The organism is Methylobacterium mesophilicum, assembly GCF_036441335.1.
Taxonomy (GTDB): Bacteria; Pseudomonadota; Alphaproteobacteria; order Rhizobiales; family Beijerinckiaceae; genus Methylobacterium; species Methylobacterium mesophilicum_B.
Map to the genome: position 1 here is coordinate 105,914 of NZ_MLBW01000036.1, position 25,374 is coordinate 131,287.

23 protein-coding genes, 2 pseudogenes and 2 riboswitches are annotated in these 25,374 nt (G+C 73.3%); of the genes and pseudogenes, 15 read left to right on the forward strand and 10 right to left on the reverse strand.

Features of this window, described 5'->3' with window-relative positions; translation table 11 throughout:
• Positions 1-580 precede the first annotated feature (580 nt).
• Complete coding sequence (locus tag MMR14E_RS27885) at positions 581-1,675, forward strand: replication protein RepA (RefSeq protein WP_331318831.1); 1,095 nt, start codon at positions 581-583, stop codon at positions 1,673-1,675.
• Positions 1,676-1,971: 296 nt separating this feature from the next.
• On the opposite strand, the pseudogene MMR14E_RS27890 reads toward MMR14E_RS27885, so the two are convergent.
• The 5 genes and pseudogenes from MMR14E_RS27890 to MMR14E_RS27910 form a co-directional block, all read right to left on the reverse strand.
• Positions 1,972-3,513: pseudogene (locus tag MMR14E_RS27890) on the reverse strand (SulP family inorganic anion transporter); the annotation flags it as partial.
• A 2-nt stretch (positions 3,514-3,515) separates the two neighbouring features.
• Positions 3,516-4,193, reverse strand: coding sequence for a carbonic anhydrase (locus MMR14E_RS27895; protein ID WP_331318832.1), 678 nt, complete (start codon positions 4,191-4,193; stop codon positions 3,516-3,518).
• 218 nt (positions 4,194-4,411) lie between these two features.
• Positions 4,412-4,765: a hypothetical protein gene (locus MMR14E_RS27900; RefSeq protein WP_331318833.1), complete on the reverse strand. Its 354-nt coding sequence runs from the start codon at positions 4,763-4,765 to the stop codon at positions 4,412-4,414.
• 66 nt (positions 4,766-4,831) lie between these two features.
• Complete coding sequence (locus MMR14E_RS27905) at positions 4,832-5,317, reverse strand: hypothetical protein (RefSeq protein ID WP_331318834.1); 486 nt, start codon at positions 5,315-5,317, stop codon at positions 4,832-4,834.
• A 67-nt stretch (positions 5,318-5,384) separates the two neighbouring features.
• A complete protein-coding gene (locus tag MMR14E_RS27910; RefSeq protein WP_331318836.1) occupies positions 5,385-5,705 on the reverse strand; it encodes a hypothetical protein in 321 nt (106 codons plus the stop codon).
• Positions 5,706-5,955: 250 nt separating this feature from the next.
• Here MMR14E_RS27910 and argE point away from each other — a divergent pair, with 250 nt between their 5' ends.
• Complete coding sequence (gene argE, locus MMR14E_RS27915; protein WP_331318960.1) at positions 5,956-7,188, forward strand: acetylornithine deacetylase; 1,233 nt, start codon at positions 5,956-5,958, stop codon at positions 7,186-7,188.
• 91 nt (positions 7,189-7,279) lie between these two features.
• Here argE and MMR14E_RS27920 read toward each other — a convergent pair whose 3' ends face one another.
• Positions 7,280-8,077, reverse strand: coding sequence for a glycosyltransferase family 2 protein (locus MMR14E_RS27920; protein WP_331318837.1), 798 nt, complete (start codon positions 8,075-8,077; stop codon positions 7,280-7,282).
• Between the two features lie 433 nt (positions 8,078-8,510).
• Here MMR14E_RS27920 and MMR14E_RS27925 point away from each other — a divergent pair, with 433 nt between their 5' ends.
• The gene (locus MMR14E_RS27925; RefSeq protein ID WP_331318838.1) at positions 8,511-8,984 is read left to right on the forward strand and encodes a DoxX family membrane protein; all 474 of its coding nucleotides are present in this window, start codon (positions 8,511-8,513) and stop codon (positions 8,982-8,984) included.
• 23 nt (positions 8,985-9,007) lie between these two features.
• Here MMR14E_RS27925 and MMR14E_RS27930 read toward each other — a convergent pair whose 3' ends face one another.
• The 3 genes from MMR14E_RS27930 to MMR14E_RS27940 form a co-directional block, all read right to left on the reverse strand.
• Positions 9,008-9,613: a glutathione S-transferase N-terminal domain-containing protein gene (locus tag MMR14E_RS27930; protein ID WP_331318840.1), complete on the reverse strand. Its 606-nt coding sequence runs from the start codon at positions 9,611-9,613 to the stop codon at positions 9,008-9,010.
• Positions 9,614-9,708: 95 nt separating this feature from the next.
• Positions 9,709-9,960 carry a hypothetical protein gene (locus tag MMR14E_RS27935; protein ID WP_331318842.1) on the reverse strand — a complete coding sequence of 84 codons (252 nt, stop codon included), beginning with the start codon at positions 9,958-9,960 and terminating at the stop codon, positions 9,709-9,711.
• Between the two features lie 166 nt (positions 9,961-10,126).
• Positions 10,127-10,486: a hypothetical protein gene (locus MMR14E_RS27940; protein WP_331318844.1), complete on the reverse strand. Its 360-nt coding sequence runs from the start codon at positions 10,484-10,486 to the stop codon at positions 10,127-10,129.
• A gap of 217 nt (positions 10,487-10,703) precedes the next feature.
• Positions 10,704-10,805, forward strand: a riboswitch (glycine riboswitch).
• Between the two features lie 3 nt (positions 10,806-10,808).
• A riboswitch (glycine riboswitch) is annotated at positions 10,809-10,918 on the forward strand.
• Positions 10,919-10,983: 65 nt separating this feature from the next.
• On the opposite strand from MMR14E_RS27940, the gene MMR14E_RS27945 reads away from it, so the two are divergent.
• The 7 genes and pseudogenes from MMR14E_RS27945 to MMR14E_RS27975 all read left to right on the forward strand — a co-directional run.
• Complete coding sequence (locus MMR14E_RS27945) at positions 10,984-12,246, forward strand: D-amino acid dehydrogenase (RefSeq protein WP_331318845.1); 1,263 nt, start codon at positions 10,984-10,986, stop codon at positions 12,244-12,246.
• A gap of 156 nt (positions 12,247-12,402) precedes the next feature.
• Complete coding sequence (locus MMR14E_RS27950; protein WP_331318846.1) at positions 12,403-13,542, forward strand: pyridoxal-phosphate dependent enzyme; 1,140 nt, start codon at positions 12,403-12,405, stop codon at positions 13,540-13,542.
• 44 nt (positions 13,543-13,586) lie between these two features.
• Entirely contained in the window at positions 13,587-14,708 is a 1,122-nt protein-coding gene (locus MMR14E_RS27955; protein ID WP_331318848.1) for a DSD1 family PLP-dependent enzyme, read from the forward strand.
• Positions 14,709-14,848: 140 nt separating this feature from the next.
• Complete coding sequence (locus MMR14E_RS27960; RefSeq protein ID WP_331318849.1) at positions 14,849-15,448, forward strand: hypothetical protein; 600 nt, start codon at positions 14,849-14,851, stop codon at positions 15,446-15,448.
• The gene (locus MMR14E_RS27965; protein WP_331318851.1) at positions 15,445-15,804 is read left to right on the forward strand and encodes a hypothetical protein; all 360 of its coding nucleotides are present in this window, start codon (positions 15,445-15,447) and stop codon (positions 15,802-15,804) included. Before MMR14E_RS27960 ends, MMR14E_RS27965 begins: the two co-directional genes overlap by 4 nt.
• Positions 15,805-15,847: 43 nt before the next feature.
• Positions 15,848-16,636 (forward strand): precorrin-6A synthase (deacetylating), encoded by a 789-nt coding sequence (cobF, locus tag MMR14E_RS27970; protein ID WP_331318853.1) that lies wholly within the window; start codon positions 15,848-15,850, stop codon positions 16,634-16,636.
• 9 nt (positions 16,637-16,645) lie between these two features.
• A pseudogene (locus MMR14E_RS27975) lies at positions 16,646-18,160 on the forward strand (DEAD/DEAH box helicase); the annotation flags it as partial.
• A 944-nt stretch (positions 18,161-19,104) separates the two neighbouring features.
• Here MMR14E_RS27975 and MMR14E_RS27980 read toward each other — a convergent pair.
• Positions 19,105-20,418: a sensor histidine kinase gene (locus MMR14E_RS27980; RefSeq protein ID WP_331318855.1), complete on the reverse strand. Its 1,314-nt coding sequence runs from the start codon at positions 20,416-20,418 to the stop codon at positions 19,105-19,107.
• 250 nt (positions 20,419-20,668) lie between these two features.
• On the opposite strand from MMR14E_RS27980, the gene MMR14E_RS27985 reads away from it, so the two are divergent.
• From MMR14E_RS27985 to MMR14E_RS28005, 5 genes are all read left to right on the forward strand, one after another.
• Positions 20,669-20,932: a hypothetical protein gene (locus MMR14E_RS27985; protein WP_331318857.1), complete on the forward strand. Its 264-nt coding sequence runs from the start codon at positions 20,669-20,671 to the stop codon at positions 20,930-20,932.
• 91 nt (positions 20,933-21,023) lie between these two features.
• Positions 21,024-21,254 (forward strand): DUF2945 domain-containing protein, encoded by a 231-nt coding sequence (locus MMR14E_RS27990; RefSeq protein ID WP_331318858.1) that lies wholly within the window; start codon positions 21,024-21,026, stop codon positions 21,252-21,254.
• 116 nt (positions 21,255-21,370) lie between these two features.
• Complete coding sequence (locus MMR14E_RS27995) at positions 21,371-21,865, forward strand: (2Fe-2S)-binding protein (protein WP_210035279.1); 495 nt, start codon at positions 21,371-21,373, stop codon at positions 21,863-21,865.
• Positions 21,862-22,905 (forward strand): xanthine dehydrogenase family protein subunit M, encoded by a 1,044-nt coding sequence (locus MMR14E_RS28000; protein ID WP_331318860.1) that lies wholly within the window; start codon positions 21,862-21,864, stop codon positions 22,903-22,905. The genes MMR14E_RS27995 and MMR14E_RS28000 overlap by 4 nt, the downstream gene beginning before the upstream one ends.
• A 171-nt stretch (positions 22,906-23,076) precedes the next feature.
• Positions 23,077-25,353, forward strand: coding sequence for a xanthine dehydrogenase family protein molybdopterin-binding subunit (locus MMR14E_RS28005; protein WP_331318861.1), 2,277 nt, complete (start codon positions 23,077-23,079; stop codon positions 25,351-25,353).
• Positions 25,354-25,374 lie beyond the last annotated feature (21 nt).

Here is a 25,374-nt window from a genome sequence, read left to right on the forward strand (position 1 = left end):
GCGACACGGTCGTTCGTCAGAACGAACAAGCTCGCCCGAGCTAGGAAGATTATCTGGACGAATCTTTCAGAGAGTCAGTTCTGCAGGTTATATGGGCTGGCGAATTCCGGAACCGGGCCAAGGGTTTGGTGCGTGATTGCGCATCCGACTCTGCGCGGGGACGCATGGAACTCTGCGCGGCCCCGTATCCGATTCTGCGCCCGGCCCGCCCCCCGGCGCATCGGAATCTGCGCGGCCGCGTATCCGATTCGGCGCGGATTCGGGACCGGATCGGTGGATAACGGGGACGGTCCCCGCGCGGCCGCGCGTATCGAACTCTGCGTCGGATCCCGCACCCGACCCGGCCGCGGATCGGCGCGGGACGGGGTCCGTATCGAACTCTGCGCGCCGGGGCGGGAGCCGGCCGCGCGGCGACCGGCCTCGGCCCGCTCTCGGGCGTGACCCCGCCTCGGGGAATCGTGGATAGCCGGGACAAGGCCCGCCGGGCGGGCGCCCCGGCGGGCGAATCGTGGCATGGCAGGATCGGGCCGTCCGTCCGCCTGACGGATCGGCGGCCCGTGTTCCGCGGGCCTGAGGGGCGATGAGCATCGAGGAGAAGATCGCCGGGATCCACGACCCGGACCTGCGGGCCGAGATCGAGGCGGCGCGCGGCGGCTTCCTGTTCGCGCAGATCGTCGAGCACGTGCTGCACCGGCAGCGCGAGCGCGATGCCCGGGCCGCCCTCCTCGGGGAGGAGGAGAGCCGCCGGGCCGGGCTGTCGCGCGACCAGCGCCGCCGCGACGCGGTGCGCCTCGTGATCGAGAACGAGCCGGCCCTGCCGTCGAGCCTCCAGCACATCCACTCGGTCCTGGCCCTGTGCGGCCTGCCCTACCGCGATCCCGGGCCGGTCCGGGAATTCTCCCGCAGCTACGGCCGCAACTCGCTCAACCTGATCGCCGGCCGGATCAAGGACCCGGAGACCGGCGCCTTCGAGCCCCAGGGGCTTCCCTACGGCCCGAAGGCCCGGCTGGTCCTGCTGCACCTCTGCACCGAGGCCGTGCGCCAGCGCAGCCCCACCGTGAAGGTGGCCGAGACCCTGTCGGGCTTCATGCGCGAGATGGGCTTCGCGGTGACGGGCGGCGAGCGCGGCACCATCCGGCAGTTCAAGGAGCAGCTGAACCGGCTGGCCGCCTGCTCCATGCAGATCGGCCTCTGGGACGGGCGCGACAGCGCCACCACCCTCAACGTCCCGCCCTTCCGCAGCCTGGAGCTGTGGCGCCCCCGCGCCGGGGAGGGCGAGGACGAGGCCGGCCGCACGGTGCGCTTCGATCCCGAATTCTACGAGACCCTGATCCGGCACGCCCTGCCGGTGGACGTGCGGGCGGCCCGGGCCTTCTCGGGCTCGGCGCGCAAGCTCGACCTGCTGTTCTGGACCGGCTACCGCCTGCGGTCCCTGCAGCGGCCGCTCCGCCTGACCTGGGCCAACCTCCACGCGCAGTTCGGGGCCGAGAACGCCTCGATCCGCAGCTTCCGCCAGGCGTTCAAGGCCGACCTCGCGCATCTGCGCGAGGTGTTTCCCCGGCTGCCGCTGGTGCTCGACGACGGCGGCCTGACCCTGCACCCGGCCGATCCCAGCGCGCTGCTCGTGCCGCCGCGCCCGGCCGGGAAGGGAATGCGGAGGCACATAAAGGAATAGAACGGAACACAATGTGAGCTACCTCTCTTGGGAATGGCCGCAAAGGGAATATCGCAGTTTGGCTTGTTCCATTCGTCCCTCGGAATCCGTATGTGTTCCGTCCGTTCGGAGGGAACATCACGTGGGCCTGTCGGAGTCCGAGATCGCGGCGCGGCTCGCGGCGCTGCGACGCCAGCGCGAGGCGCTCGATCGGGAGATCGCCGATCTCGTCCTCTACCAGGAGCTCGGTCGCCGGCTGGCGGCCGGCGGGGCCGGCGCGCCGCCGCCGCGGAGCGAGGACGTGCCGNGAGCCGGTCGTGCGGGACGCCCGACCCGCCGACCACCGCGATCCGGCTGCCGCCGGCGCTGCGCCGGCTCGCCCAGTCGCCGATCATCTCCAGGCAGGTGTGGTCGATGGCCGCGAGATTGTCGGTGGCGAGGCGGACCTCGCCGCCCGCGGGGGTGCGCTCCAGGGCCGCCGTGAGGCTCGGCAGCTGCAGGAAGGTCGCCGCCCCCGACAGGCGCAGCTCCGGCACGCCGGGCACTTCGGGGGCCGCCGCGTGCTCGATCCGGAGCCGTCCCTTGCGCAGGCTCGGCAGGGCCTGGATCAGGCTCAGGGCGAGGCCGGTGAGCACCCCGGTGAGCAGGTCCACCGCCACCACGGTGGCCATCGTGGCGAGCCAGATCGCCGCGGTCAGCCAGCCGTAGCGGGCCTGCAGGTGCAGGGCGTGGGCCGGGCTCGCCAGCCGCCAGCCGGTGACCACCAGGATGCCGGCGAGGCTCGCGGTCGGCACCAGGGCCAGCAGCCAGGGCAGCGCGAGCAGGAAGGCCAGGATCCAGCTCCCGTGCATCACCGTGGCGGCGCGGCTCACGGCGCCCGCCTGGACGTTGGCCGAGGAGCGCACGATCACCCCGGTCATCGGCAGCGCGCCGGCGAGCCCGCAGATCAGGTTGCCGATGCCCTGCGCGCCGAGTTCCCGGTTGAACTGGGTGCGGGGGCCGTCGTGCATCCGGTCGACGGCCGCCGCCGAGAGCAGGCTCTCGGCGCTGGCGATCACCGCGATCACCAGGGCCATCATCAGGATCTCGGCCTCGGCGAGGCGCGCCCACGACTCGGCGGCCGGCAGGGCGAGGCCGGAGAACAGGGCCTCCGGCACCGCCACGCGCTTGACGGCGAGATCCCCGAGCCCCGCCGCGAGGCTGCCCGCCAGGACGCCGACGAGCGCCCCGGGCAGGAGCCGGAGCCGCGTCGGCCGCAGCCGCTCCCAGGCGATCATCGCCGCGATGGTGATCCCGCCGACGATCACGGCCCCGGTCCGGTCGCCCGCGCCGCTGACGAAGTTGAAGAACGCGGCCGGGATCGCCACGAGGTTGTCGAGGCCGCTCGCCCGGGGCAGGGCATCGGTCAGGACGTGGATCTGGGCCAGCACGATCAGGATCCCGATGCCGGCCAGCATGCCGTGCACCACGGCCGGCGAGATCGCCCGGAACCAGCCGCCGACCCGCAGGGCGCCGGCGGCGAGCTGGACGAGGCCCGCCACCACCAGGACGGGCCCCAGGGCGTCGAGACCGTGCGCCTGCACGAACCCGTAGACGATCACGGCGAGCCCGGCGGCGGGCCCGCTGACCTGGAGCGGCGAGCCGGCGAGGACGCCGACCACGATGCCGCCGACGATGCCGGTGATGAGCCCGCGCTCCGGCGGAACGCCGGAGGCGATGGCGATGCCCATGCACAGGGGCAGCGCCACCAGGAAGACCACCACGGAGGCGGGCAGGTCCCGGGCGAGGCTCGCCCGGACGGCGCCGCCCGGGACGAGGGCGCTCTGCAGGGTCGTGGTCAGACGGCCGGGCGCGCGCATGGTCAGGCCGCCTGCAGGCGGCTGCCGGCGGAGGAATCCTGCGCCACGGGCATGTCGGCCCCGGCGATCGGCCGGAAGCGCCCGCTCGCGCCGTCATAGGCCAGGAGGGCACCGGTCTCGATCTCGAAGAACCAGCCGTGCAGCCGCAGGGATCCCTTGGCCAGGGCGGCCGCGACGCTCGGATGGGTGCGCAGGTTGGCGAGCTGGACCACCACGTTCTCCAGGGCCAGGGCGTGGTGGCGGGCCTGCGCGTCCATCCCTTCGGGATAGGCCTCGCAGACGATCCGCTCGGCGGCCTCGGCGTGGCGCAGCCACGCCGCCACGCTGGGCATCCGCTTGAGCAGGTCCCGGTTCATCAGCCCCTTCATGGCGCCGCAATCCGAGTGGCCGCAGACCACGATGTCGCGCACGCCCAGCGCCACCACGGCGTACTCGATCGCCGAGGAGACGCCGCCGACCACGTCGGAGGCCGGGGGCACGATGTTGCCGGCGTTGCGGCAGACGAACAGGTCTCCGGGCCCCGCCTGGGTGATGTGCTCGGGCGAGACCCGGGAATCCGCGCAGGCGATGATCAGCGCGCTCGGGTGCTGACCGTCGCGCACCAGCTGCTGGTACATCTGCCGCTGGCCGGGGAAGACGCTGCCCTGGAAGCTGGCGATGCCCTGGATGATGTTGTTCATGAAGGGTCCCTGAGGCTGGGAGTACCGGAAGGCGAGACGGGGAAGGGCGATGCGCCGGCGCGCGCCCGCCGGACGGCGGCGCGGGACGGGAGCGCGGGCTCGGAGTGCGGGACGGTGCTCGGTCGGGGCGGGACCGCCCGGCCGGGGGGCCAGGCGGTGAGGCCGGGCGGTGAGGCCGGGCGGCGGGTTTCCGTGTCGGAGGCTCGGTGTCCGAAGTCTCAGCGACGGACCCGGCGGGGCTCCGCGGTTCCGGAGGCCCAGTGCGGGTCGACGACCTGGCCGCGCGCCACGGTGGCCCCGGCCCTGTCGTGAACCATCGGCGCCCCGAGGAGCTGCCCGGACCCGGAACGCTGCGAGTGCTGCGAGCGCGGGTCGTGGTGGGGGTCGGTGATGTAGGAGCTCATATGGCCGCCGCCGGCCGCCTGACGGCTCCCGCCGCCGCCTTCGCCGGCCTGCGCCGCCAGGGGCGCCCCGAGGATTCCGGTCAGGAGGCCCAGGGCGAGGCCGAAGGCGGGACCGGCGGTGCGGCCGCGGACCGGGAGCTGTACCGGGCGATGTCGGGACTGGGGCATGGCGTTTCCTCGCTGTTCGACCTGTGGCGAGGGACACCGCATCCCTGCCGATAAGTCGACCCTAGTCTACATTTCCGGAATAGCGTGTGCGCATCGGCACATTGTATCGATGAAGTCTTTAATCCTCGGCGTGATTACTGTCGCGTGCGTCCGCGCACGTCTTTGCTTCGTCTTGAAATCGGGATCGGGATTAAAGGGAGATCCGGCCTCGACGGCGCGCCCGTGTCGCGACGGCGCGCGCCCGCGCGGTTCGGTGAGACCGAGGCGCTCCTCGTCCGGATCGGCGCCGGGGAGTATCTCGACCAGCTGTTCTCCGGACGTCGCGCGGTCGATCTCAAAGCCGGTGGCCGGCGACCTGCAGGATCCGGCCTCCCTGGAGACGGCGCTGGCCGACCTCGCACCGAGCCACGTGTTCCTGGCGACCTGGGCGGCGCTGTCGGCGACCGCGCGGGTGTTGTCGTAGCAGGCGTCCCGCGCCTCCTGCCCGAGCGCGTCCCAGCGGCGGCGCGGATCCGCGGGGGTCGGGTCGTCCAGGCGGAACGCCAGCACCATCGTGTCCGTCTCGGGCCGCTTCGGTCGCCCGCACCATGGCAGGCGGTCGGGCCCGGGTCGAGGTGGTTCAGAAGCCGGGCACGGCATCCGGGACGGTGCCGCCGTAGCCCCAGCCCGTGAACGGCGGCGCGGCGACCCGCTCGCGCGTCGCCGGGGCGACCATGCGGGCGAGGGGCCGGGGCTGCTGCCAGACCCGCCAGCGCGGCCGGTCGCGCGCCGCCATGCGGGTGAGGGTCAGATCCATGTCGGAGGCCGCGCGGTGATGCGGTCGCCCGGCGGGGGCGCCGGCCTGTCGGCGGGCCTCGGCCGGGGAAGCCAGCAGCAGGAGCGTCGGCAGCAGGAGCGTCCCTAGGCGGGCGGCGAGGATCGGGGCGGGACCGGGACGCATGGTCGGGGCTCCGGGACGGGCGACCTGAGGGGCTTCACCGGCGGCTACGCCCGAGCGGCGCCCCGGTTCCGGGACGCCGCTCGGGCATTGCCCGGAACCCCGGAAGCGCCGAGAACCCCTGGGACTCCGCGCGCCCTCGAGACCGATTCGCGCGGGTCGGCACGCCAGCCGCGACCCGGCCAACACCCGGCCAAGACCCGGCCAAGACCCGGCCAAGACCCGGCCAAGACCTCGCCACGCCATGGAATCCATGACAGAGCCCGCACAGACCGCCACGCCGCGCCCCGGCACGCCCGATCCGGCGGCGCTGCTCGCCACGCTCGTCGCCTTCGACACGGTGAGCGCCCGCTCGAACCTCCCGCTGATCGACTGGGCGGAGGCCTATTGCCGCGGCCACGGCGCCGCGGTCGAGCGGGTGCCGGATCCGACGGGCCGGAAGGCGGCGCTGCTGGTGAGCGTCGGACCGTTCGAGACCTGCCCCGGCTACGTGCTCTCCGGCCACAGCGACGTGGTGCCGACCGACGGCCAGCCCTGGTCGTCGGACCCGTTCGCCCTGCGGGAGGAGGGCGGGCGGCTCTACGGGCGCGGCACCTCCGACATGAAGGGGTTCCTCGCGGTCTGCCTCGCGCTCCTGCCCGAGATGGTCGCGGCCGAGCTCGCCACCCCGATCCACCTCGCGATCTCGTACGACGAGGAGATCGGGTGCCTCGGCGTGCGCCCGCTGATCGCCCGGATGCTCGAGCGCGTGCCGCGGCCGCTCGGCTGCTTCGTGGGCGAGCCGACCGGAATGGACGTGGTGGTCGGCCACAAGGGCAAGGCGGCCGCCCGCCTCACCTTCCGCGGCAAGGCCAGCCACTCGGCCCTGGCGCCCCAGGGGGTCAACGCGGTCGAGTACGCCGCCCGCTTCATCGAGCATGTCCGCCTGTCGGCGGAGGCCATCGCCCGGGACGGCGCCCGCGACCCGCTCTACGACGTGCCCCACACCACCGGCCTGTCGAGCGTGGTCCGGGGCGGATCGGCGCTCAACATCGTGCCCGACACCTGCAGCGTCGAGTTCGAGTACCGGGCGATCGGCGCGGACGATGCCGCCGCGCTGGCGGCGTCCGCGATCGCCTACGCCACCGGGACGCTGGCGCCGCTGATGCGGGCCGGCGATCCGGCCTGCGGCGTCGCGGTCGAGCCGCTGATCGACTACCCGGGCCTCGACACCGATCCGGAGGCGGAGATCGTGACCCTGGCCAAGCGCCTCGCGGGCCGCAACGGCCACGCCAAGGTCTCGTACGGCACGGAGGGCGGGCTGTTCGAGCGGCTCGGCGGCGTGCCGGCCGTGGTGATCGGGCCGGGCTCGATCGCGCGCGCCCACAGGGCGGACGAGTACGTCACCCGGGACGAACTCGAGGCCTGCGCGGGCTTCGTGCGGCGGCTGATCGGCGCCTGCGTGACCGGCCCCGCGCCGGCGTCCCAGGGTGCGCACCCGGGCTGAACCGGCCTCCGCGCCGGTCGGGCGCGCCGCCGGTCCGCTGAGCCTCCGCCGCGCGGCGCGATCTCACCAGGGCGATCTCACCAGGGCGATCTCACCAGGGGATGCGGCCGAAGCGGTCGACCAGCCGCCGGTACTCGGCCTCGCTCTCGGCCCGCGACGTCCCGCCCTGGCCGACATCCGAGCTTCCGGAGCCCGGATGCACGAGGCGGCACACCAGCGGCAGGACGAAGCCGTGGCGCGCGAGGGCTATGCTGGGACCGCCGAGCTGGAGGACGTTGGCGAGCCACGGGCGGACCAGGGCCGCGTCCTGCAGCGTGACGGGCGCGGTCGCCTCGACGAGGTGGGCGCGGCGCAGGCCGGTCTCGGCGAGGCGGCCGAGCCACTCGTTGTCGTAGTGCCACTTCGAGGCCGGGCTGATCGCGCCGACCTGCGCGAAGGTGGTGCGCCGCATCAGCCAGCCCGACGGCGTCGCGAAATCGTTGATCCGCACAACCTCGCCGGTCTCGTCCACCTCGAGCTGGGTCGAGGAGACGAAATCGAAGCTGTCCAGGGCGCGGACGGCGACGCCCAGATAGGGCGGCAGCCAGCGGTCGTCGTCCTCGAGGAAGCCGACGAGGTCCCAGCCGTCGTCGACGGCGCCGATGGCGGCGTTCAGCGCCGGGATCTGCCCCCTGCGCGCGCCGCGCGCGAAGGTGACCTGCGGGTGCGCGGCGAGCCGCGCCGGGATCTCGGTCCCGGGATCGATCCCGACGAAGAAGTGGAGCGTGACCGGCCGGTCGATCTCCTGGGCGTTGGCGCTCTCGATCGCGTGTTCCAGGAAGTACTGGCCGGCCTTGCCGGCCAGGGTCGAGGGCCTGAGCCGCGACGGCGTGATGATCGCGATGCGCATGGTCAAGACTCGACACTCTCACGGGCTCGGTTCCCCCGCCCGGCGCCCTGGCAAGCATCGTCGCCGCGGGTCGAGGGGGGAACCGTCGAGGAATCGAGCGATGAAGAGCGCGCGCCTGTCAAGATTTATGCGATTGGACCGAGTCGATGTTGAATAATGATCATGAAATCATCGAGAAGCGGCACGGGTGTCGATCTATCTATACATTGGAAGATGGATCCAAATTTCAGAAATATCCAGCGCTCCGTCATTTGCGCGAAACGGCTTGAACCATTGTTGCCGCGATGCCACCCTCGGGCGCGGAAGCGCGGCGTGCCGGGCGGCGCCGGCGCGTAGCCAAGGAAACCTTTGCGCCGCTCGCGGCTTGGATCAGCGCCCTGTTTCAGCGCCTTGGATCGGCGGGCCGGGCGGGTTGGGGGAGACCGTTCAGCGCATGGCCAGCCTCAGCGTCGCGATCGCGTTCGGCGTCCGCCTGCTCCTCGTGCTGCTGTTCCTGCCGTTCAGCGCCCTCGACAAGATCCTGAACTTCAGGGGCGCGGTCGGGCAGGCGCGGCAGGCCGTGCACGCCACCGCGCCCGCGGCGGCGCTGATCCTGATCGGGCTCTGCGTCGAGATCGGGATGTCGCTCTGCATCCTGACCGGGACCGCCGACCGCGCCGCCGCCTTCGTGCTCGCCGGCTATTGCGGGGTGACGGCGCTGCTGTGGAAGCAGTTCTGGGTGCCGGGGGATTTCTGGGCCGGGGGCAAGGGCCGCGAACTGTTCTGGGACTTCCTGAAGAACTTCGCCCTGGCGGGCGGCTTCCTGCTCATCACCTTCGGCACCGGCGCCGGGACGGTCCAGGACTTCCTCGCCGATCCGCTCGGATCGACCCATCCCTACGCGCTCGCCGACCGGGCCCCGCCGTAGCGGGGCCCGGCGCGGCGGGAGCCTCAGGCCTTCGGCACGGTGGCTTCCATGGACGGGCGGCGCGCGAACGCCGCGTACCAGGCGGCGATCGCTGGGCGACCCTCCCGCCAGGCGAGATCGGGGAAGCGCAGATCCAGGTAGCCGAGCGCGCAGCCCAGCGCGACCGTGCCGATATCCAGCGCCGGCGGCCCGCCGGCCAGGCTCTCGAACCGGTCCAGCGCCGCGCGGATCTTGCCGACCTGACCGGCCTCCCAGGCGTCCCAGCGCTGGGGCTCGGGACGCAGCGCCCGCTCGTAGCGGGTCAGCAGCGCCGCATCGAGCAGGCCGTCGGCCAGCGCCTGCCGGGTCAGCGCGTCCCAGCGGGCGGCGCCCTCGGGGAACAGGCGCGGACCGGACGAGAGGCCGTCGAGATACTCGCAGATCACCCGGCTGTCGTAGAGGGCGGTTCCGTCCTCCAGCACCAGGGCGGGGATCTTGCCCAGCGGATTGTGGGCGGCGACCTCCGCGGAGGGGCCGGTCGGCGAGGCGCCCGCGACGGTGACGGCGATCCGGTCGATCAGTCCCGTCTCGTGGGCGAGGACCAGCACCTTGCGGGCATAGGGCGAGGCGGGGGAGTAGAGGAGCTTCATCGGACCGTCCCGGTGAGTCTTGACGCCGTGATCGCGGCGCCGGGACCTTGCACCGATGCCGCGGGGAATCCAGTCCCCAGCGCGCCGCCGGAGGCTCAGACCTTCCGGGTCATCCTGGAGCCGGCATGGACCACCCGGCTCCGGCTCGGACTCGGGCGTCGCGCCCGCATCCGCTGGCGCCAGACCAGGATCGCGCTCGCCACGCGATCGAGGGCGAGCATGCACAGGCTGCCGATGATGGCGAGCACGCAGGCGGCCCCGATCAGGACGCCCCAGATCCCGGGGGCCGGGATGATCATCAGGCACAGGAGACCGAAGACGGCCGCGCCAGGAATCCACTTCGCCATCGCGCCGTCCGCCTGAACAAGAAGGGTGTCGCTCGGGGACAACGTGCCCCGAGACCCTTAAGAGGGTTGGTTCGACTGGTGTGTAGGCGGATAGTTTTGTCCTTGAAAGATACAGATCTGTCGATCTAGGTTTATGTGCGGTAAATTCGGCGCCGAATATGGACGGTCATTGCCCTCCCGCGACCGGATCCTGATCCGCCAGCGGCAAGGTCCGTCCGGCGCTGACCAGATGGTAGAATCGGCCGTCGAACATCCGCATCACCGCCTCGGTGGCGGCGTGCGATTCCGGGCGGATCGGCGCGGCGAGGCAGGCGTCCAGGGCCGCCTGGTCGGGGAAGTCCATCTCCAGGATCATGGCGATCGGCCGCGCGTCGGCGTCCCTGGAGACGAGGCGCTGGACCCGCACGGCGGTGACGCCCGGGAACCGCCGCCAGAACGGCTCGAGCTCGTCCCGGACCCGGCGGAAGAACTCCTCCTCCCGCCCGTCGCGCACCGTGCCCTCGTAGATCGCGGTCCTGGTCAGCATCGGCCGTTCCCCGGAAGTCCCCGTCAAACCCCCGGGTCAACCGCCGGCGGCGGGGATCGCTCCCGCGATGATCCGGGAACGACTCGGGAATGACCCGGCGGTGACCCGGCGGTGACCCGGCGGTGACAACGCGCAGCGGCTGTCGGCGGAATCGGTCGCCGGCGGGACCGGCAGGCTTCTCCCCCGCGGCCGATCGGCGTATCCAGGATCAGCCCATCGTGACGATGCGGGAGAGACCGGGATCTTCCCACAGAGGGGACCCGGCGCCGACGGAGCAACCGCCCCGGAAACTCTCAGGCACCGGAACCGTGTCGTCAGGGCGATCTGGAGAGCGGTGCAGCGGGCGGAGCCCGTGGGCACCCGCCGAAGGGGACGTCCGTGCCGCGCCTCGCCAGGGCGGGTCGGATCAAGCTCTCAGGCACCGGGACAGATGGGGCGCGCAACCGGCCGACCGCTCGCGGACGGCCTCCACGCGTCCAGTCCCGGAGACCAAGCCCATGACCCACATCGCCGTGATCGGCGCCGGCATCACCGGCGTGACGACCGCCTACGCGCTCGCCCAGCGCGGCTACCGCGTCACCGTCCTCGACCGGCAGCGCTACGCCGCCATGGAGACCTCCTTCGCCAATGGCGGCCAGCTCTCGGCCTGCAACGCCGAGGTCTGGAACAAGCTCTCCACGGTGATGCAGGGTCTGCGCTGGATGCTGCGCCGGGACGCGCCGCTGCTGATGAATCCCAAGCCTTCCTGGCACAAGCTGTCCTGGATGGCGGCGTTCGTCCGGGAGATCGCCCATTACCGCGCCAACACCGTGGAGACGGTGCGGCTGGCCCTGCAGGCCCGGGAGGCGCTGTTCGCCATGGCCGAGGCCGAGGGGATCGACTTCGACCTGAAGACCCGCGGCATCCTGCACTTCTACCGGGACCGGGCGAGCTTCGAGAAGGCCGCGGCCGTCAACGCCCTGCTGCGGGAGGGCGGCCTGGAGCGCTACGCCGTGACCCCGGAGGAGATCCGGGCGATCGAGCCGACGCTGGCGGGGCGCTATCACGGCGGCTTCTTCACGCCCTCGGACGCCACCGGCGACATCCACAAATTCACCCGCGGCCTCGCGGCCGCCTGCGCGCGCAAGGGCGTCCGCTTCGTCCAGGACGCCAGCGTCGAGACCATCGCGCCGGGGGAGGGGGGCTACGCGGTTCGCTGGCGCGACGCGGGCCAGCCGGCCGGCGACGCGCGGGTCCTGCGGGCCGACGCGGTGGTGATCTGCGCGGGCTGCGCCAGCCGGCACTTCGCGGCGATGCTGGGCGACCGGGTCAACGTCTACCCGGTGAAGGGCTACTCGATCACCGTGAACCTGCTGAGTCCGGAGGCGCAGGCGGCGGCCCCGGAGGTGAGCATCCTCGACGAGGCGGCCAAGATCGTCACCAGCCGGCTCGGCGACGAGCGCCTGCGGGTCGCCGGCACCGCCGAGTTCAACGGCTTCAACCGCGACATCCGCCACGACCGGATCCAGCCGCTGGTCGACTGGACCCGGGAGCAGTTCCCCCGCGTCGACACCGACCGGGTGGTGGCCTGGAGCGGCCTTCGGCCGATGCTGCCGACCATGCTGCCCAGGGTCGGCCGCGGGCATCTGCCGGGCGTCTTCTACAACACAGGCCACGGCCATCTCGGCTGGACCCTCTCGGGCGCCACCGCCGAGCTCGTGGCCGGGGCGATCGCCGCCGAGCACGCGCCGGAGCGGACCGTTCTGCCGCTCGCGGCCTGACCCGGATTTCCGAACGGCCCGAGGCCCTTCGGCGGGTTGTCGGGGCGGAGCCCCGACGGGCAGCACGGCGCGCTGTCCCATCCCCGGACGGGGGGGCGCGCCGCCGCAGATTATTTTGTATTCTCTTTCCGAACCACCCCCGGAAACCGAGCCGCGATGCCCTCGTCTCCCGCCTATCTCGACCCCGCGACCGGGGCGACCTACCCGATCGGGACGCCGCGCTGGCGCTCGGAGACGGGCGGTCCGCTGATGATCACCGACCTGCCGGGGCTCGGGCGGGCGGAGATCGACACGGGCCGGCGCTCCCTCTGGCGCTACGCCGCCGCCCTGCCGGTGGCGGTGGCCGACCCGGTCACGCTGGGGGAGGGCTGCACCCCGCTGGTGCGCCGGCCCTGGCGGGGCGGCCACGCCCATTTCAAGCTCGAGTGGTTCGCGCCCTCGGGCAGCTTCAAGGACCGGGGCGCCGCCGTGATGCTGTCGATCCTGCGCCAGCAGGGGATCGACGCGGTGCTGGAGGATTCCTCGGGGAACGGCGGCGCCGCGGTGGCGACCTACGCGGCCGCCGCCGGGATGCGGGCCAAGATCCTGGTCCCGGCCTCGACCTCGCCGGCCAAGACCGTCCAGATGCGGGCCGCCGGCGCCGAGGTCGAGCTGGTCCCCGGCACCCGCCAGGACACGGCCGACGCCGCGGTCGGCCAGGCGGAGTCGATCTTCTACGCCAGCCACAACTGGCAGGCCCACTTTCTCCAGGGCACCAAGACGCTGGCCTACGAGCTGTGGGAGGATCTGGGCTTCACCGCGCCCGACGCCGTGATCATCCCGTGCGGGGCCGGCAGCAACATCCTCGGCTGCGATATCGGCTTCTCGGAGCTGCTGCGCCGGGGGGAGATCGCCCGCCTGCCGCGGCTCTACGCGGTCCAGCCGGCCCACTGCGCGCCCCTGCACGCGGGTTTCGAGGCCGGCGCGGAGGATTTCCTGCCGGTGACGCCCCGCCCGACCCTCGCGGAAGGCGCCTCGATCGCCCAGCCGGTCCGCGGCCGGGAGGTGCTGGCGGCGCTCCGCCGCTCCGGCGGCGGCACCGTGGCGGTCTCCGAGGAGGCCATCGAGGCGGCCCTGATGGAGCTCGCCCGCTCGGGCCTCTACGTCGAGCCGACCTGCGCCATGGCGGCGGCGGCGCTCACCGACCTCACCGCGCGCGGCGCGATCCGGCCCGAGGAGACCACCGTGGTGGTGCTCACCGGCACCGGCATCAAGGCGACGCCGCGCATCGCCGAGCTTCTGGGCCTCGCCCCGTAATCCCGGCCCCCCACGAGATCCGCACGCGTTCAGGAGGACACACCATGCGCAACAACATCCCCGCCACCGTCGGGATGCCGGTCGAGGAGGTGGACACCCCCTGCCTGCTGGTCGACCTCGACGCCCTCGAGCGCAACGTCGACACGCTCGGACGCTTCATGAAGGCGCACGGCCTGCGCCACCGGGCGCACGCCAAGACCCACAAGTCGTCCGACATCACGGTCCTGCAGATCGAGCGGGGCGGGGCCTGCGGCGTCTGCTGCCAGAAGGTCAGCGAGGCCGAGGCGCTGGTGAGCGCCGGCATCCGCGACGTGCTGGTCTCCAACCAGGTGGTGGCGCCGAAGAAGATCGAGCGCCTCGCGGCGCTCGCCACCCGGGCGCGGGTGCTGGTCTGCGTCGACGACCTCGGCAACGTCGACGACCTCTCGGCGGCGGCGGTCCGGTACGGCGTCACCCTCGAGTGCCTCGTGGAGATCGACGTCGGCGCCGGCCGCTGCGGCGTCGCGCCGGGCGAGCCCGCCGTGGCGATCGCGCAGAAGATCGCGGCGGCGCCGGGCCTGCGCTTCGCGGGCCTGCAGGCCTACCAGGGCAAGGCCCAGCACGTGCGCGATTTCGGCGAGCGGAAGGCCCTGATCCAGACGGCGATCGACGAGACGAAGCGCACCGTCGACCTGCTCAAGGCCGAGGGGCTCGACTGCGCCATCGTGGCGGGGGCCGGCACCGGCAGCTTCGCCATGGAGGGCGGCAGCGGCGTCTACAACGAGCTGCAATGCGGCTCCTACGTCTTCATGGACGCCGACTACCAGCGGGTGAAGGACGCGGACGGGCGGCCGATCGCGGAGTTCGAGAACAGCCTGTTCATCTACACGGCGATCATGAGCAAGGCGAAGGCGGACGTCGCGATCTGCGATGCCGGCCTCAAGGCGCAGAGCATCGACAGCGGCCTGCCGGTGGTCTTCGGCCGGGACGACGTGGAGTACGTCAAGTGCTCGGACGAGCACGGGGTGATCAGCGATCCCGGCAACGTGCTGAAGCTCAACGAGCGCCTGAAGCTGATCCCCGGCCATTGCGACCCGACGGTCAACGTCTACGACTGGTACGTGGGCGTGCGGAACGGCCGCGTCGAGGCGATCTGGCCGGTCACCGCCCGCGGCATGACCCTGTAGGGGATTCCGAAGGGCCGAGGCCCTTCGGCGGGGTGTCGGGGCGGCGCCCCGACACCGATCCGCTCGAGGTCAGGACTCCGCCCTGCACCCGCGAAAGGTCTCGACCTTTCGAAACCATGACGTGGGAGGCCCCTGAATCCATGCGCTTCATCTCCGAGGAGGACTCCGCCGCCCTGGTCGATCACGCCCTGGCGTTCGAGGCGGCCCGCGCGGCGCTGATCGCCGCGGTGGCGCCGGGCACCACCCTGTTCCCGGCGGTGCTCGGGCACGGCTCGGAGCCGACCAACCGGTTCTCGATCAAGTCGGGCTCCACGGCCGACTATGCCGGCCTGAAGGTCGGCTCGTTCTGGCCCGGCAACCCGGAGCGGGGCCTGCCGCGGCACAATTCGGTGATCCTGCTGTTCGACCAGGCCGTCGGCCGGGTCGACACGGTGATCGAGGCCGGGCGGGTGAACGCCTACCGGACCGCCGCCGCCGACGCGGTGGCGGCGAGCGTCCTGGCGCGGCCGGATTCGGCGGTGCTCGCCGTGTTCGGGGCCGGCAACCAGGCCGAGTTCGAGTGCGCGGCGCTCGCCCGGGTGCTGCCGATCCGGACGGTCCTGGTCGTCGCCCGGGACGCCGCCAAGGTCGCGGCCTTTGCCGAGCGGCTGGCGGGGCAGGGGGCGTCCGGGCTCGACGNGCGTCCGGGCTCGACGTGCGGGCGGCCGCGCCCCGGGAGGCCTGCGCGGCGGCCGACGTGATCGTCACGGCGACGCCGGCCCGGGCGCCGCTGTTCGAGGCCGACTGGGTCCGTCCCGGCACGCACGTCGCCGCCATGGGCGCGGATGCCAAGGGCAAGCAGGAGCTGCCCCCCGCCCTGCTGGAGCGCGCGGCCCTGTTCTGCGACCTGCCGGAGCAGTCGCGCACCATCGGCGAGTTCCAGCACGCCTCCGCGCAGGCTCAGGCGAGCCTCACGGCGCTCGGCGCCGTGCTGCGGCGCGGGGAGGGGGGCCGGGCGGACCGGGACCAGATCACCGTGTTCGATTCCTCCGGCATCGCCCTGCAGGACCTGACCATCGCCCGGGCGATCCTCGCCAAAGCCGACGCGCGCCTGTAGGGGGAGGCCGGCGCCGGCCCTCCCCGCCCCGGCGGAGGACGGCATGCAGGACAGGCAGATCCGGGTCATCGGCATCGGCACGGGCGATCCCGAGCACCTGACCCTCCAGGCGGTGCGGGCGCTCGCCGACGTCGACGCGGTGTTCGTCCTCGACAAGCGCGCCGAGACCGCCGACCTCGTCGAGATCCGCCGCCGGATCTGCGCGGCCCATATCCGAAACCCCCACCGGGTCGTCACCGTCGCGGACCCGCCCCGGGAGCGCCGCCCGGCCGATTACGGCCGCACCGTCGAGGCCTGGCACGCGGCCCGGGCCGAGCGGCTGGAGGCGGCCTTCGCGGCCCATCTCGGGGCCGGGGAGGTGGGGGCGATCCTGGCCTGGGGCGACCCGGCCCTCTACGACAGCGTCCTGCGCATCCTCGACCACATCCTGGCCCGCGGGCGCGTGCCGTTCCGGCGCAGCGTCGTGCCCGGGCTGTCCAGCGTGCAGGTCCTCGCCGCCCGCCACGGCGTGCCGCTGAACGGCATCGGCGGGTCGGTGCTGATCACCACCGGCCGTCGCCTCGCCGCGGGGTGGCCGGCCGAGGCGGAGAGCGTCGTGGTGATGCTCGACGGCGACCCGGCCTTCGCGCATCTCGACCCGGACCTGACGATCTACTGGGGCGCCTATCTCGGCGGCCCGGACGAGATCCTGGTCTCGGGCCGGCTCGGCGACGCGGGCGAGGAGATCCGCCGGGTCCGCGCCGAGGCCCGGGCCCGGCACGGCTGGATCATGGACATCTACCTGCTGCGCCGTGACCGCGCCGCCACGGACAGGGTCGGCGCGGCCGGCTAGACCGCCGCCATGCTGCGCCTGCGGGACTACCAGCGCGCCAGCCTCGACGCGCTCTCGGCCGCCTGGGCGCGGGGAGGGGCGGACGACGCGGCGCCCGGCCACCTGATCGTGCTCCCCACCGGGGCCGGCAAGGCACTCGTGATCGCGGCCCTCGCGCGGGAGGCCTTGGAAGAAAATCCCCTCGCCCGGGTGGCGATCGTCACCCACAGCCGCGAGCTGGTCGCCCAGAATTTCTCCGAGCTGACCCGGTCGTGGCCGGGGGCGCCGGCCGGGATCTTCTCGGCCGGGCTCCGGCGGCGGGAGGCCGGGGCGCAGGTGCTGGTCTGCGGTATCCAGTCGGTGGCCGACCGGCTCGACGCGATCGGCCCGCGCGACCTCGTGATCGTCGACGAGGCCCACCTGATCCCCCGCGCCGCCGACACCCGGTACGGCCGCTTCCTGGCGGGCCTGCGGGCGCGGACCCCCGGGCTGCGGGTGGCGGGCCTCACCGCGACGCCCTACCGGCTCGATTCGGGCCGCCTCGACGAAGGCGAGCACCGGCTGTTCTCCGGCATCGCCTACGAGGCCGACACGTTCACGCTGATCCGGCGCGGCTACCTCGCGCCCCTCGTCTCCAAGGCGACGCTCACCCAGCTCGACGTCTCGGGCGTCGGCCGGCGCGGGGGCGACTACATCCCGGGCGAGCTGGAGGCGGCGGTCAACCGCGACTGGATCACCCGGGCGGCGGTCGCGGAGCTCGCCGAGTACGGGCGCGCCCGCCGGGCCTGGCTCGCCTTCTGCGCCGGCCTCGCCCACGCGGACGCCGTGCGCGACGCGGTGCGGGCGGAGGGGTATTCCTGCGAGAGCGTCTCGGGCGAGACACCCCGCCGGGAGCGCGACCGGATCGTGGCGGCGTTCCGGGCGGGACAGATCCGCTGCCTGACCTCGGTCGGTGTGCTCGGCACCGGCTTCAACGTGCCCGAGGTCGATCTGGTGGCGCTGCTGCGCCCGACCCGCAGCACCGGCCTCTACGTGCAGCAGGTCGGCCGGGCGCTGCGCTGCGCGCCCGGCAAGGCCGACGCGCTGATCCTGGACTATGCCGGCCTGGTGCGGATGCACGGGCCCGTGGACGCCGTGACGGTCCGGAGCGCCACCCAGGGATTGGGCGGGGCAGGGGCCGCGCGCGCCAAGCCCTGCCCCGGCTGCGGCGCCCTGATCGCGCTGAACGCCTCCACCTGCGAGGCGTGCTGGACCGAGCCGGAGGCGGACCCGGATGCCGAGGCCCCGCACGAGGCCGCCGCCGACGACGAGCTGGCGATCCTCTCGGCGGATCCCGGGCTGCCCGGCCCCGAGCCGGCGGGCCCTGCCCCGGCGACCGAGGCCGGATGGCGGGAGGCCGCCTGGCATCCGGTCACAGCCCTGGATCTGGAGGCCGCGCCGGACGGGCTCGACCTCGTGCTCGGCTGGCGGGACGGTCCCGCCGCGGCGTCGTGGCGCGTCCGCCTGCGGCCCGAGCGCAGNGCCGGCCGCCGCGAAGACCCGGTCCCCGGCGAAGTCCTCCGGAATCCACACCCAGCTCGAGAACACGTGGACCGTGTCGGCGCGGAAGCCGGCCGGATCCACCGCCCGCGTGTAGGCGCTCAGAGCCGTCGCCCGGTGCCGGCCGACGTGCCGGCGCAGGCGTCCCGGCAGCGTCAGCGCCTCCGGGAAGGCGGCGGCGTCGAGGCGGGTCGGCGCCGCGCCGCGCTCCAGCGCGTAGGCGCTGTCCACGAGGTGCATCCAGGGTTCGAGGTCGACCTCCCAGGCCTGCTCCACCGGTGCGAACCGGCGGACTTGTCCCTCGATCAGCCGGTCGGCGACGCGCCGGGCCGGTACGGGGGCCCAGTCCGGCCCGGCCTCGGTCACGCGGAGCAGCGTCGCGGGCCCGTGCGCCCGGACCGCCTCGACCAGGCGGGCGAAATCGGATTCGGGCTCGTCGCGGCCGACCTTGCGCACCAGGATCTTCGAGCCGTCGGCGAGCTCGTCCAGCAGCTTGCGCTTGAGATGGGCCAGCCGGCCGTACTCCCGCTCCAGCAGCGCCTCCGGCTCGATCGAACCGGCCGGGTGCCCGGTATTCGCCCAGATGTTGTAGGCGACGCTGTGGCAGTAATAGGTGCCGCCGGAACTGACGGAGAGCCGCAGATCCCCCGGCACGCCGAAATCCGCGAAGCCGCAGCGCAGGCCGCGGATCAGGTCCGCCATGGGCGTGTAGGAGAAGCGCAGCAGGCCGGAGGGCTCGACCCCGCCGTAGCGCTGCACGAACCCGAATTCGCAATTGTCGCCGAGGCTCCGGAAGGCGTGGAGCCGTTCGGCGAGGAGCGCCGCCGTCGTCCTGTTCTCGGTCACTGCATCCGCTCTGTCTCGCGCCCTGTCTCGCCGCGCCCGTCGCGCCCGGGCCCGGCGGGGCAGGGCTATTGTCCAGTCCCGGCCCGGTCGGGGCGCACGCCGCCTCAGCCGGCCGGCGGCACCTCCGGGGATACCGCAGGCGGCACCTCCGGGGACACTTCGGGGGGCACCTCCAAGGGCACCTCCAAGGGCACCTCCAGGCGGAAGCAGGCGCCCTTCCCCCGGCTCGGGATCGTCAGGCTGCCGCCGAGCTGGCGCGTGAGGCTGCCGATCACCCGCATGCCCAGGCTCTTCGAGTCGCGCCCGATCGCGAACCCCGCCGGCAGGCCGATCCCGTCGTCGGCAACCTCGACCACGAGCCCCTCGGGCCGCCGCTCGGCGCGGACCCGGATCTCGCCGCCGGCCGGGTGCGTCTCGGGGGGGTAGGCGTATTTCAGCGCGTTGGTGACGAGTTCGTTGACCAGGAGGCCGATGGGAATCGCCCGGTCGGCCGAGATCCGCTGCGGGCAGGCCGTGCAGGCGAGCCGCTGGCCCGGCACGCCGCTGGCGAGGTTGGCCACCAGCTTCTCCAGGAAGGGCGCGAGGTCGAGCTCGCCCGGCACCCCCTCCCCTTCACCCGCGACCGTGTCACCCTGCCGCCAGAGCTGGTCGTGGACGCCCGCGATCGCCTCGACGCGGCTGCGCGCGTCCGCCAGGGCCGCCTGCACGGCCGGGTCCTCGGCGGCCCGGGCCTGCAGGGCGAGGAGGCTCGCCACGATGGCGAGGCTGTTCTTGACCCGGTGGCTCATCTCGCGGGCGAGCAGGTCCTGCCGGGCGAGGGCGGCCCGCAGCAGGCTCTCGGTGCGCTGGCGCTCGATGGCGCCGCCGAGCAGGTTGGCGAAGCCCTGCATGAAGGCGATGTCGGCCTCCGCGAACATGCCCTCGCGGGTGTCGTCCACCTCCAGCACGCCGAAGGCACCGTCCCGGTTCTCGATCAGCACGTTGATCGCCCGGCGGATGCCGTGCTCGGCCATGAGCTGCGGCGTGCGGAACCGGGTCTCGTCCGCGAGGTGGTTGGAGATCACAGGCCGGCCGGTCTTGAGGGCGAATCCGGCCGGGGAGGCGAGATCGGCCCCGATTCGGGCCTTGCCGATCACGTCGGGCCCCCAGCCGACACCGGCCCGGACCAGCAGGGTGTCGGCGCCGCGCCGATACTCCAGGGCCTTGCAGAACTCGGCGCCCATGCCCTGCGCGCACAGCTCAGCGGCCCGCTGCAGCAGGTGGTCGACATCGGTGCCGCGCAGGGCCTCGACGCCGAACTCCGACAAGATCGCCTGCTGGCGCAGGCGATAGTCGAGATCGGGCGGCGCGGGCGCGCGGCGCGGCTCGGGGCTCGGTTCCACTTCGGTCTGGTCGGTCTGGTCGGTCTGCGGAGTCATGGAGGGCGGCAGGGTAGCAGGAAGGTGGCCCCGGCGCGAAGCGGCGTCGCCCGGAGGAGCGCGTCCGTCCTCGCACCCGTCGTCGCAAGTGTCTTCGTACGTGTCGTCGCACGTGTCGTCGCACCCCGGCGACCGCCCGGACCCCCCGGCCCCGTCCGGCGTTCGTCCGTCGAACACGCTTCGAGAAACGCTTCGAGGAACGAGAAACGCTTCGAGGAACGCGTGGAGAAACGCGCAGAGGAACCCACGCATGGCCGACGACCTGAACGGACTGTCCGACAAGGCCCTCTCGATCCTCGCCTTCGCGGCCTATCACCGGCTCGTCAGCGGCGAGACGGTCACCTCGGTGATCCGCCGGGACGGCGCCGGCCACGAGGCCGACCCGGAGGGCGTGCAGGAGCTGGAGGGGCGCGGCCTCGTCACCGCCGGCGCGCGCGCCATCGACCTTGGCGAGACCGCGCAGGCGGCGGTCGAGACGATGGTCGCCGCCCTGCGCCGGGAGGTCGGCCGCTGAGTGCGGCATTCCGGCCGTGGAAACCCGGGAACGCGCCCGCTCCCGGGGGCCTTTCCCCGCATCCACGCCCACATCCACCATGGAGACACGCATGACCGCCAAGGCGAAGGTGAAGACCGGGGACGACGTCACCTACAAATGGGGCACGGGTACCGTCTCGGGTGAGGTGACCAAGGTGCACACGCGGGACGTCGAGAAGACCATCAAGGGCAACACGGTGAAGCGCGAGGCCTCGAAGGCCGAGCCCGCCCTCGAGATCAAGACCGCCAAGGGCAAGACGGTGCTGAAATCGGCCTCGGAGGTCCGGGTCAAGTCGGCGTGAGCGCGCAACCTTCGCGTGCCGTGATCTTGCGCACATCGCTTTCTGCTTAAGGTCTCGCCGGGAGCGTGGCGGCGGCTATCTGTAACGGTTCCAGCCTCGGTAGCCGGGACCCCCGCATGACCATTCCCCTCAGGCTCACCCTGAACGGGCAGCCGCGCGAGATCGCCCTCGACGATCCGCGCGTCACCCTCCTCGATCTCCTGCGCGAGCGCCTCGGTCTGACCGGCGCCAAGAAGGGCTGCGACCGCGGCCAGTGCGGCGCCTGCACGGTCCTGGTGGACGGGCGCCGGATCAACAGCTGCCTGACCCTCGCCGCGAGCCTCGACGGCGCCGAGGTGCTGACCATCGAGGGGCTCGCCGAGGGCGACCGGCTGCACCCGGTCCAGGCGGCCTTCATCGCCCATGACGGCTTCCAGTGCGGCTTCTGCACCCCCGGCCAGATCATGAGCGCGGTCGGCCTGATCCGCGAGGGCCACGCCGGCACCGATCCGGAGCGCATCCGCGAGGGCATGAGCGGCAATCTCTGCCGCTGCGGCGCCTACGCGGGGATCCTGGACGCCGTGCAGGACGCGGCCGCCCGGACCTCGGAGCAGCGGGAGGACGCGGCGTGAGGACCTTCGATTACATCCGCCCCGCGAGCGTACCCGAGGCCGTGGCGGCCGGCCAGCAGCCGGGGACCGCCTTCCTCGCCGCCGGCACCAATCTCGTCGACCTGATGAAGGGCGGCGTCGCCACGCCGGAGCGGGTCGTCGACATCACCCGCCTCCCCGGCCTCTCGGCCATCGAGCGGCTGCCGGACGGCACCGCCCGGGTCGGCGCCCTGGTCCGCAACAGCGACCTCGCCCACGATCCGGCCTTCGCCAAGGCCTACCCGATGGTCGCCGAGGCCCTGCTGGCCGGCGCCTCGGCGCAGCTGCGCAACGCCGCCACGGTCGGCGGCAACCTGATGCAGCGCACCCGCTGCCAGTACTTCACCGACGCGGTCTCGCCCTGCAACAAGCGCGCGCCCGGTTCCGGCTGCGCGGCCCTGGGGCACGCCACCCGCATCCACGCGGTCCAGGGCTGGAGCGAGCACTGCATCGCCACCCACCCGTCCGACTTCTGCGTGCCGCTCGCCGCCCTCGACGCGGTGGTCGAGATCGCCGGGCCGGACGGCACCCGGGAGGTGCCGCTCACCGCCTTTCACCACCTCCCCGGCGATCACCCGGAGCGGGAGACCGACCTGCGGGCCGGCGAGCTGATCACCGCCCTGCGCCTGCCCCCCGAGGCGGCCGCGTTCCGGGGCAACGCCCGCTACCTCAAGGTCCGCGACCGCACCTCCTACGCCTTCGCGGTCGTCTCGGCGGCGGCGGCCCTCACCCTGGAGGCCGGCGGCCGGATCGGGCAGGCCCGGCTCGCCCTGGGCGGGCTGGCGCTCAAGCCCTGGCGGGTGGCGGAGGCCGAGGCGGCGCTCGCCGGACAGGCACCCTCCCCCGAGGCCTTCGCGAAGGCCGCAGACGCGGCGCTCGCCGGCGCCAAGCCCACCGGCGAGGCCAACGCCTTCAAGGTCGAACTCGCCCGCCGAGTGGCGATCCGCGCCCTCGCCCAGGCCGCCGCGGGCACGCCCGCCCGGATCCCGGCGCTCCCCGCCTCCCCGTTCGGCATCGTCTGACACGCGGTCGATGGCTTGGCACCGCCGTCCCTGCGAGCGGAGCGAAGCAGCCCAGTCGGCGCCGCGACCTGCGATGTCGCGCTGCCCCGGGTCACTTCGCGCCGCTCGTGATGGCGGCGGGAGCCGCGTCGACCGGAAGCCCCAACCCGAACCCGTCTCGAGGAGACCCGCATGACCGCGACCTCCAAGCCGTCGAACATGACCGCCTCGAACCTCCCCGCCGGCGCGATCCGCCACGGCTCCAGCATCGGCCAGCCGCTGACCCGGCGCGACGGCCCCCTCAAGGTGACGGGCCAGGCCCGCTTCTCCGCCGACAACCTGCCCCCCGGCACGCTCCACGCGGCGCTCTGCGTCGCACGGATCGCCCGCGGCCGCGTCACCGGCCTCGACGTGGCCGCCGCCGAGGCGCATCCCGGCGTCGTGGCGGTGATGCGGCCGGGGCACGCCCCGACGCTCGCCAAGGACCCGGACGCCAAGGACGGGCCATTCACGTTCCGCCTGGACCTCCTGCAGAACGACCGCGTCCGCTACGCCAACCAGCCCATCGCCGTGGTGATCGCCGAGACCCTGGAGGCCGCCACCGAGGGCGCCCGGCTGCTCGCCCCGACCTACGCGGCCGAGACGCCGCGGATCGGGCTCGATTCCGGCGAGGCCTTCACGCCGGATTCGGTCGGCGTCGGCGCGCCGCCCGTCGAGACGGACGGCGACGTCGAGGCCGGGCTCGCGGCCGCGTCCAGGACGATCGCCGCCACCTACGAGACGCCGGCCCAGTACCACAACGCCATGGAGCCGCACGCGGCCGTCGCCAGCTGGGACGGGGACCGGCTGACGCTGTTCATGCCGACCCAGGCGCTCGCCATGTCGCAGGCGAGGCTCGCCGGGCTGTTCGGCATCGGCCCCGATGACATCCACATCGAGAGCCCCTATCTCGGCGGCGGGTTCGGGTCGAAGGGCGTCCCGGCCGGGCCGCAGGTGCTCGCCTGCATGGCGGCCAAGCTCGTGGGCCGGCCGGTGAAGCTCGTCCCGACCCGCACCCAGATGTACGGCCCGATGGGCCATCGCGGGCCGACCCGGCAGACTCTCCGGCTGGGCGCCGACGCCTCCGGCAAGCTGACGGCCCTCGACCACCACATCCGCACCGCCTCGTCGAGCTTCGACGACTTCTTCGAGCCGGCGGGCCGGGCGACCAGCACCCTCTACGCGAGCCCGGCCATCGCCATCCGGCACGAGGCCGTGCGGCTCGACACCGGCACGCCGCTGTTCATGCGCGCGCCCGGCGAGGCCACCGGCAGCGTCGCCCTGGAGAGCGCGCTGGACGAGATGGCCCACGCGCTCGGCATGGACCCGCTGGACTTCCGGCTCGCCAACTACGCGGAGGTCGAGCCCATCACCGGCAAGCCGTTCTCCTCCAAAGCCCTGCGGGACTGCTACCGCCGCGGCGCCGAGGCCTTCGGCTGGGCCGGTCGCCCGCTGCAGCCCCGCCAGACCCGCGACCGGGACGGGTTCCTGGTCGGCACCGGCATGGGCACCGCCACCTTCCCGGCGCTGATCTTCGAGGGCATGGCCCGGGCCGAGATCCGCGCCGACGGCACCGGCACGGTGGAGCTCGGGGCGATCGACATGGGCCAGGGCTCGTGGACGGCGCTCGCTCAGATCGCCGCCGACGGGCTCGGGATCGGGATGGACGCCCTCACCTTCCGGATGGGCTCGTCAGACCTGCCGAATGCCGGCATCGCGGGCGGCTCGGGCCACACCGCCACGGCGGGCGGCGCGGTCCACGCGGCGGCCGGCGACGTGATCCGGCAGCTCGCGGAGCTCGCCACCAACGATCCCGCCTCCCCGCTCTACGGCGCGGGCAATGCCGGCGTGACCGCCGCGGGCGGGCATCTGACCCGGCGCGACGATCCGGGCCGGAGCGAGTCCTTCACCGACATCCTCCGGCGGGCCGGCCGGTCGCGCATCGAGGGCCAGGGCAAGGCCGGCGCTGACCCGGCCGCGCAGGCCTCCTACGCCATGCACGCCCACGGGGCGGTCTTCGCCGAGGTGAAGGTCGATCCCGATCTCGGCCAGATCCGCGTGAGCCGCCTGGTGGGCGCCTTCGCGGCCGGCCGGGTGATCAACCCGCGCCTCGTCCAGAGCCAGTATTACGGCGGGATGATCTGGGGCCTGTCCTTCGCCCTGCACGAGCGGGCCGAGATGGATCCGCGCACCGGCCGGTTCCTCAACGACAACCTCGCCGAGTACCACGTGCCGGTGAACGCCGACGTGCCCGCCATGGAGGCGATCCTGGTCCACGAGGACGACGCGGTGGTGAACAACCTCGGCGTGAAGGGGGTCGGCGAGATCGGGATCACCGGCACGGTGGGGGCCATCGCCAACGCGGTCTGGCACGCCACCGGCGTGCGGGTCCGCGAGATGCCGATCACCCTCGACAAGCTGCTGGGCTGATCGGGCGGGTCGGGCGCGTGG

Excerpts from the sequence above, each read along its gene's own strand:
- MMR14E_RS28005 (WP_331318861.1), top strand. The coding sequence starts at position 23,077 with ATGACCGCGACCTCCAAGCCGTCGAACATGACCGCCTCGAACCTCCCC.
- MMR14E_RS27905 (WP_331318834.1), bottom strand. The coding sequence starts at position 5,317 with ATGGTGCTGGCGTTCCGCCTGGACGACCCGACCCCCGCGGATCCGCGC.
- MMR14E_RS27955 (WP_331318848.1), top strand. The coding sequence starts at position 13,587 with ATGCGCAACAACATCCCCGCCACCGTCGGGATGCCGGTCGAGGAGGTG.
- MMR14E_RS27930 (WP_331318840.1), bottom strand. The coding sequence starts at position 9,613 with ATGAAGCTCCTCTACTCCCCCGCCTCGCCCTATGCCCGCAAGGTGCTG.
- MMR14E_RS27980 (WP_331318855.1), bottom strand. The coding sequence starts at position 20,418 with ATGACTCCGCAGACCGACCAGACCGACCAGACCGAAGTGGAACCGAGC.
- MMR14E_RS27920 (WP_331318837.1), bottom strand. The coding sequence starts at position 8,077 with ATGCGCATCGCGATCATCACGCCGTCGCGGCTCAGGCCCTCGACCCTG.
- MMR14E_RS27895 (WP_331318832.1), bottom strand. The coding sequence starts at position 4,193 with ATGAACAACATCATCCAGGGCATCGCCAGCTTCCAGGGCAGCGTCTTC.
- argE (WP_331318960.1), top strand. The coding sequence starts at position 5,956 with ATGACAGAGCCCGCACAGACCGCCACGCCGCGCCCCGGCACGCCCGAT.
- MMR14E_RS27985 (WP_331318857.1), top strand. The coding sequence starts at position 20,669 with ATGGCCGACGACCTGAACGGACTGTCCGACAAGGCCCTCTCGATCCTC.
- MMR14E_RS27945 (WP_331318845.1), top strand. The coding sequence starts at position 10,984 with ATGACCCACATCGCCGTGATCGGCGCCGGCATCACCGGCGTGACGACC.
- MMR14E_RS27940 (WP_331318844.1), bottom strand. The coding sequence starts at position 10,486 with ATGCTGACCAGGACCGCGATCTACGAGGGCACGGTGCGCGACGGGCGG.
- MMR14E_RS27990 (WP_331318858.1), top strand. The coding sequence starts at position 21,024 with ATGACCGCCAAGGCGAAGGTGAAGACCGGGGACGACGTCACCTACAAA.
- cobF (WP_331318853.1), top strand. The coding sequence starts at position 15,848 with ATGCAGGACAGGCAGATCCGGGTCATCGGCATCGGCACGGGCGATCCC.
- MMR14E_RS27935 (WP_331318842.1), bottom strand. The coding sequence starts at position 9,960 with ATGGCGAAGTGGATTCCTGGCGCGGCCGTCTTCGGTCTCCTGTGCCTG.
- MMR14E_RS27995 (WP_210035279.1), top strand. The coding sequence starts at position 21,371 with ATGACCATTCCCCTCAGGCTCACCCTGAACGGGCAGCCGCGCGAGATC.
- MMR14E_RS27925 (WP_331318838.1), top strand. The coding sequence starts at position 8,511 with ATGGCCAGCCTCAGCGTCGCGATCGCGTTCGGCGTCCGCCTGCTCCTC.
- MMR14E_RS27885 (WP_331318831.1), top strand. The coding sequence starts at position 581 with ATGAGCATCGAGGAGAAGATCGCCGGGATCCACGACCCGGACCTGCGG.
- MMR14E_RS27900 (WP_331318833.1), bottom strand. The coding sequence starts at position 4,765 with ATGCCCCAGTCCCGACATCGCCCGGTACAGCTCCCGGTCCGCGGCCGC.
- MMR14E_RS27950 (WP_331318846.1), top strand. The coding sequence starts at position 12,403 with ATGCCCTCGTCTCCCGCCTATCTCGACCCCGCGACCGGGGCGACCTAC.
- MMR14E_RS27910 (WP_331318836.1), bottom strand. The coding sequence starts at position 5,705 with ATGCGTCCCGGTCCCGCCCCGATCCTCGCCGCCCGCCTAGGGACGCTC.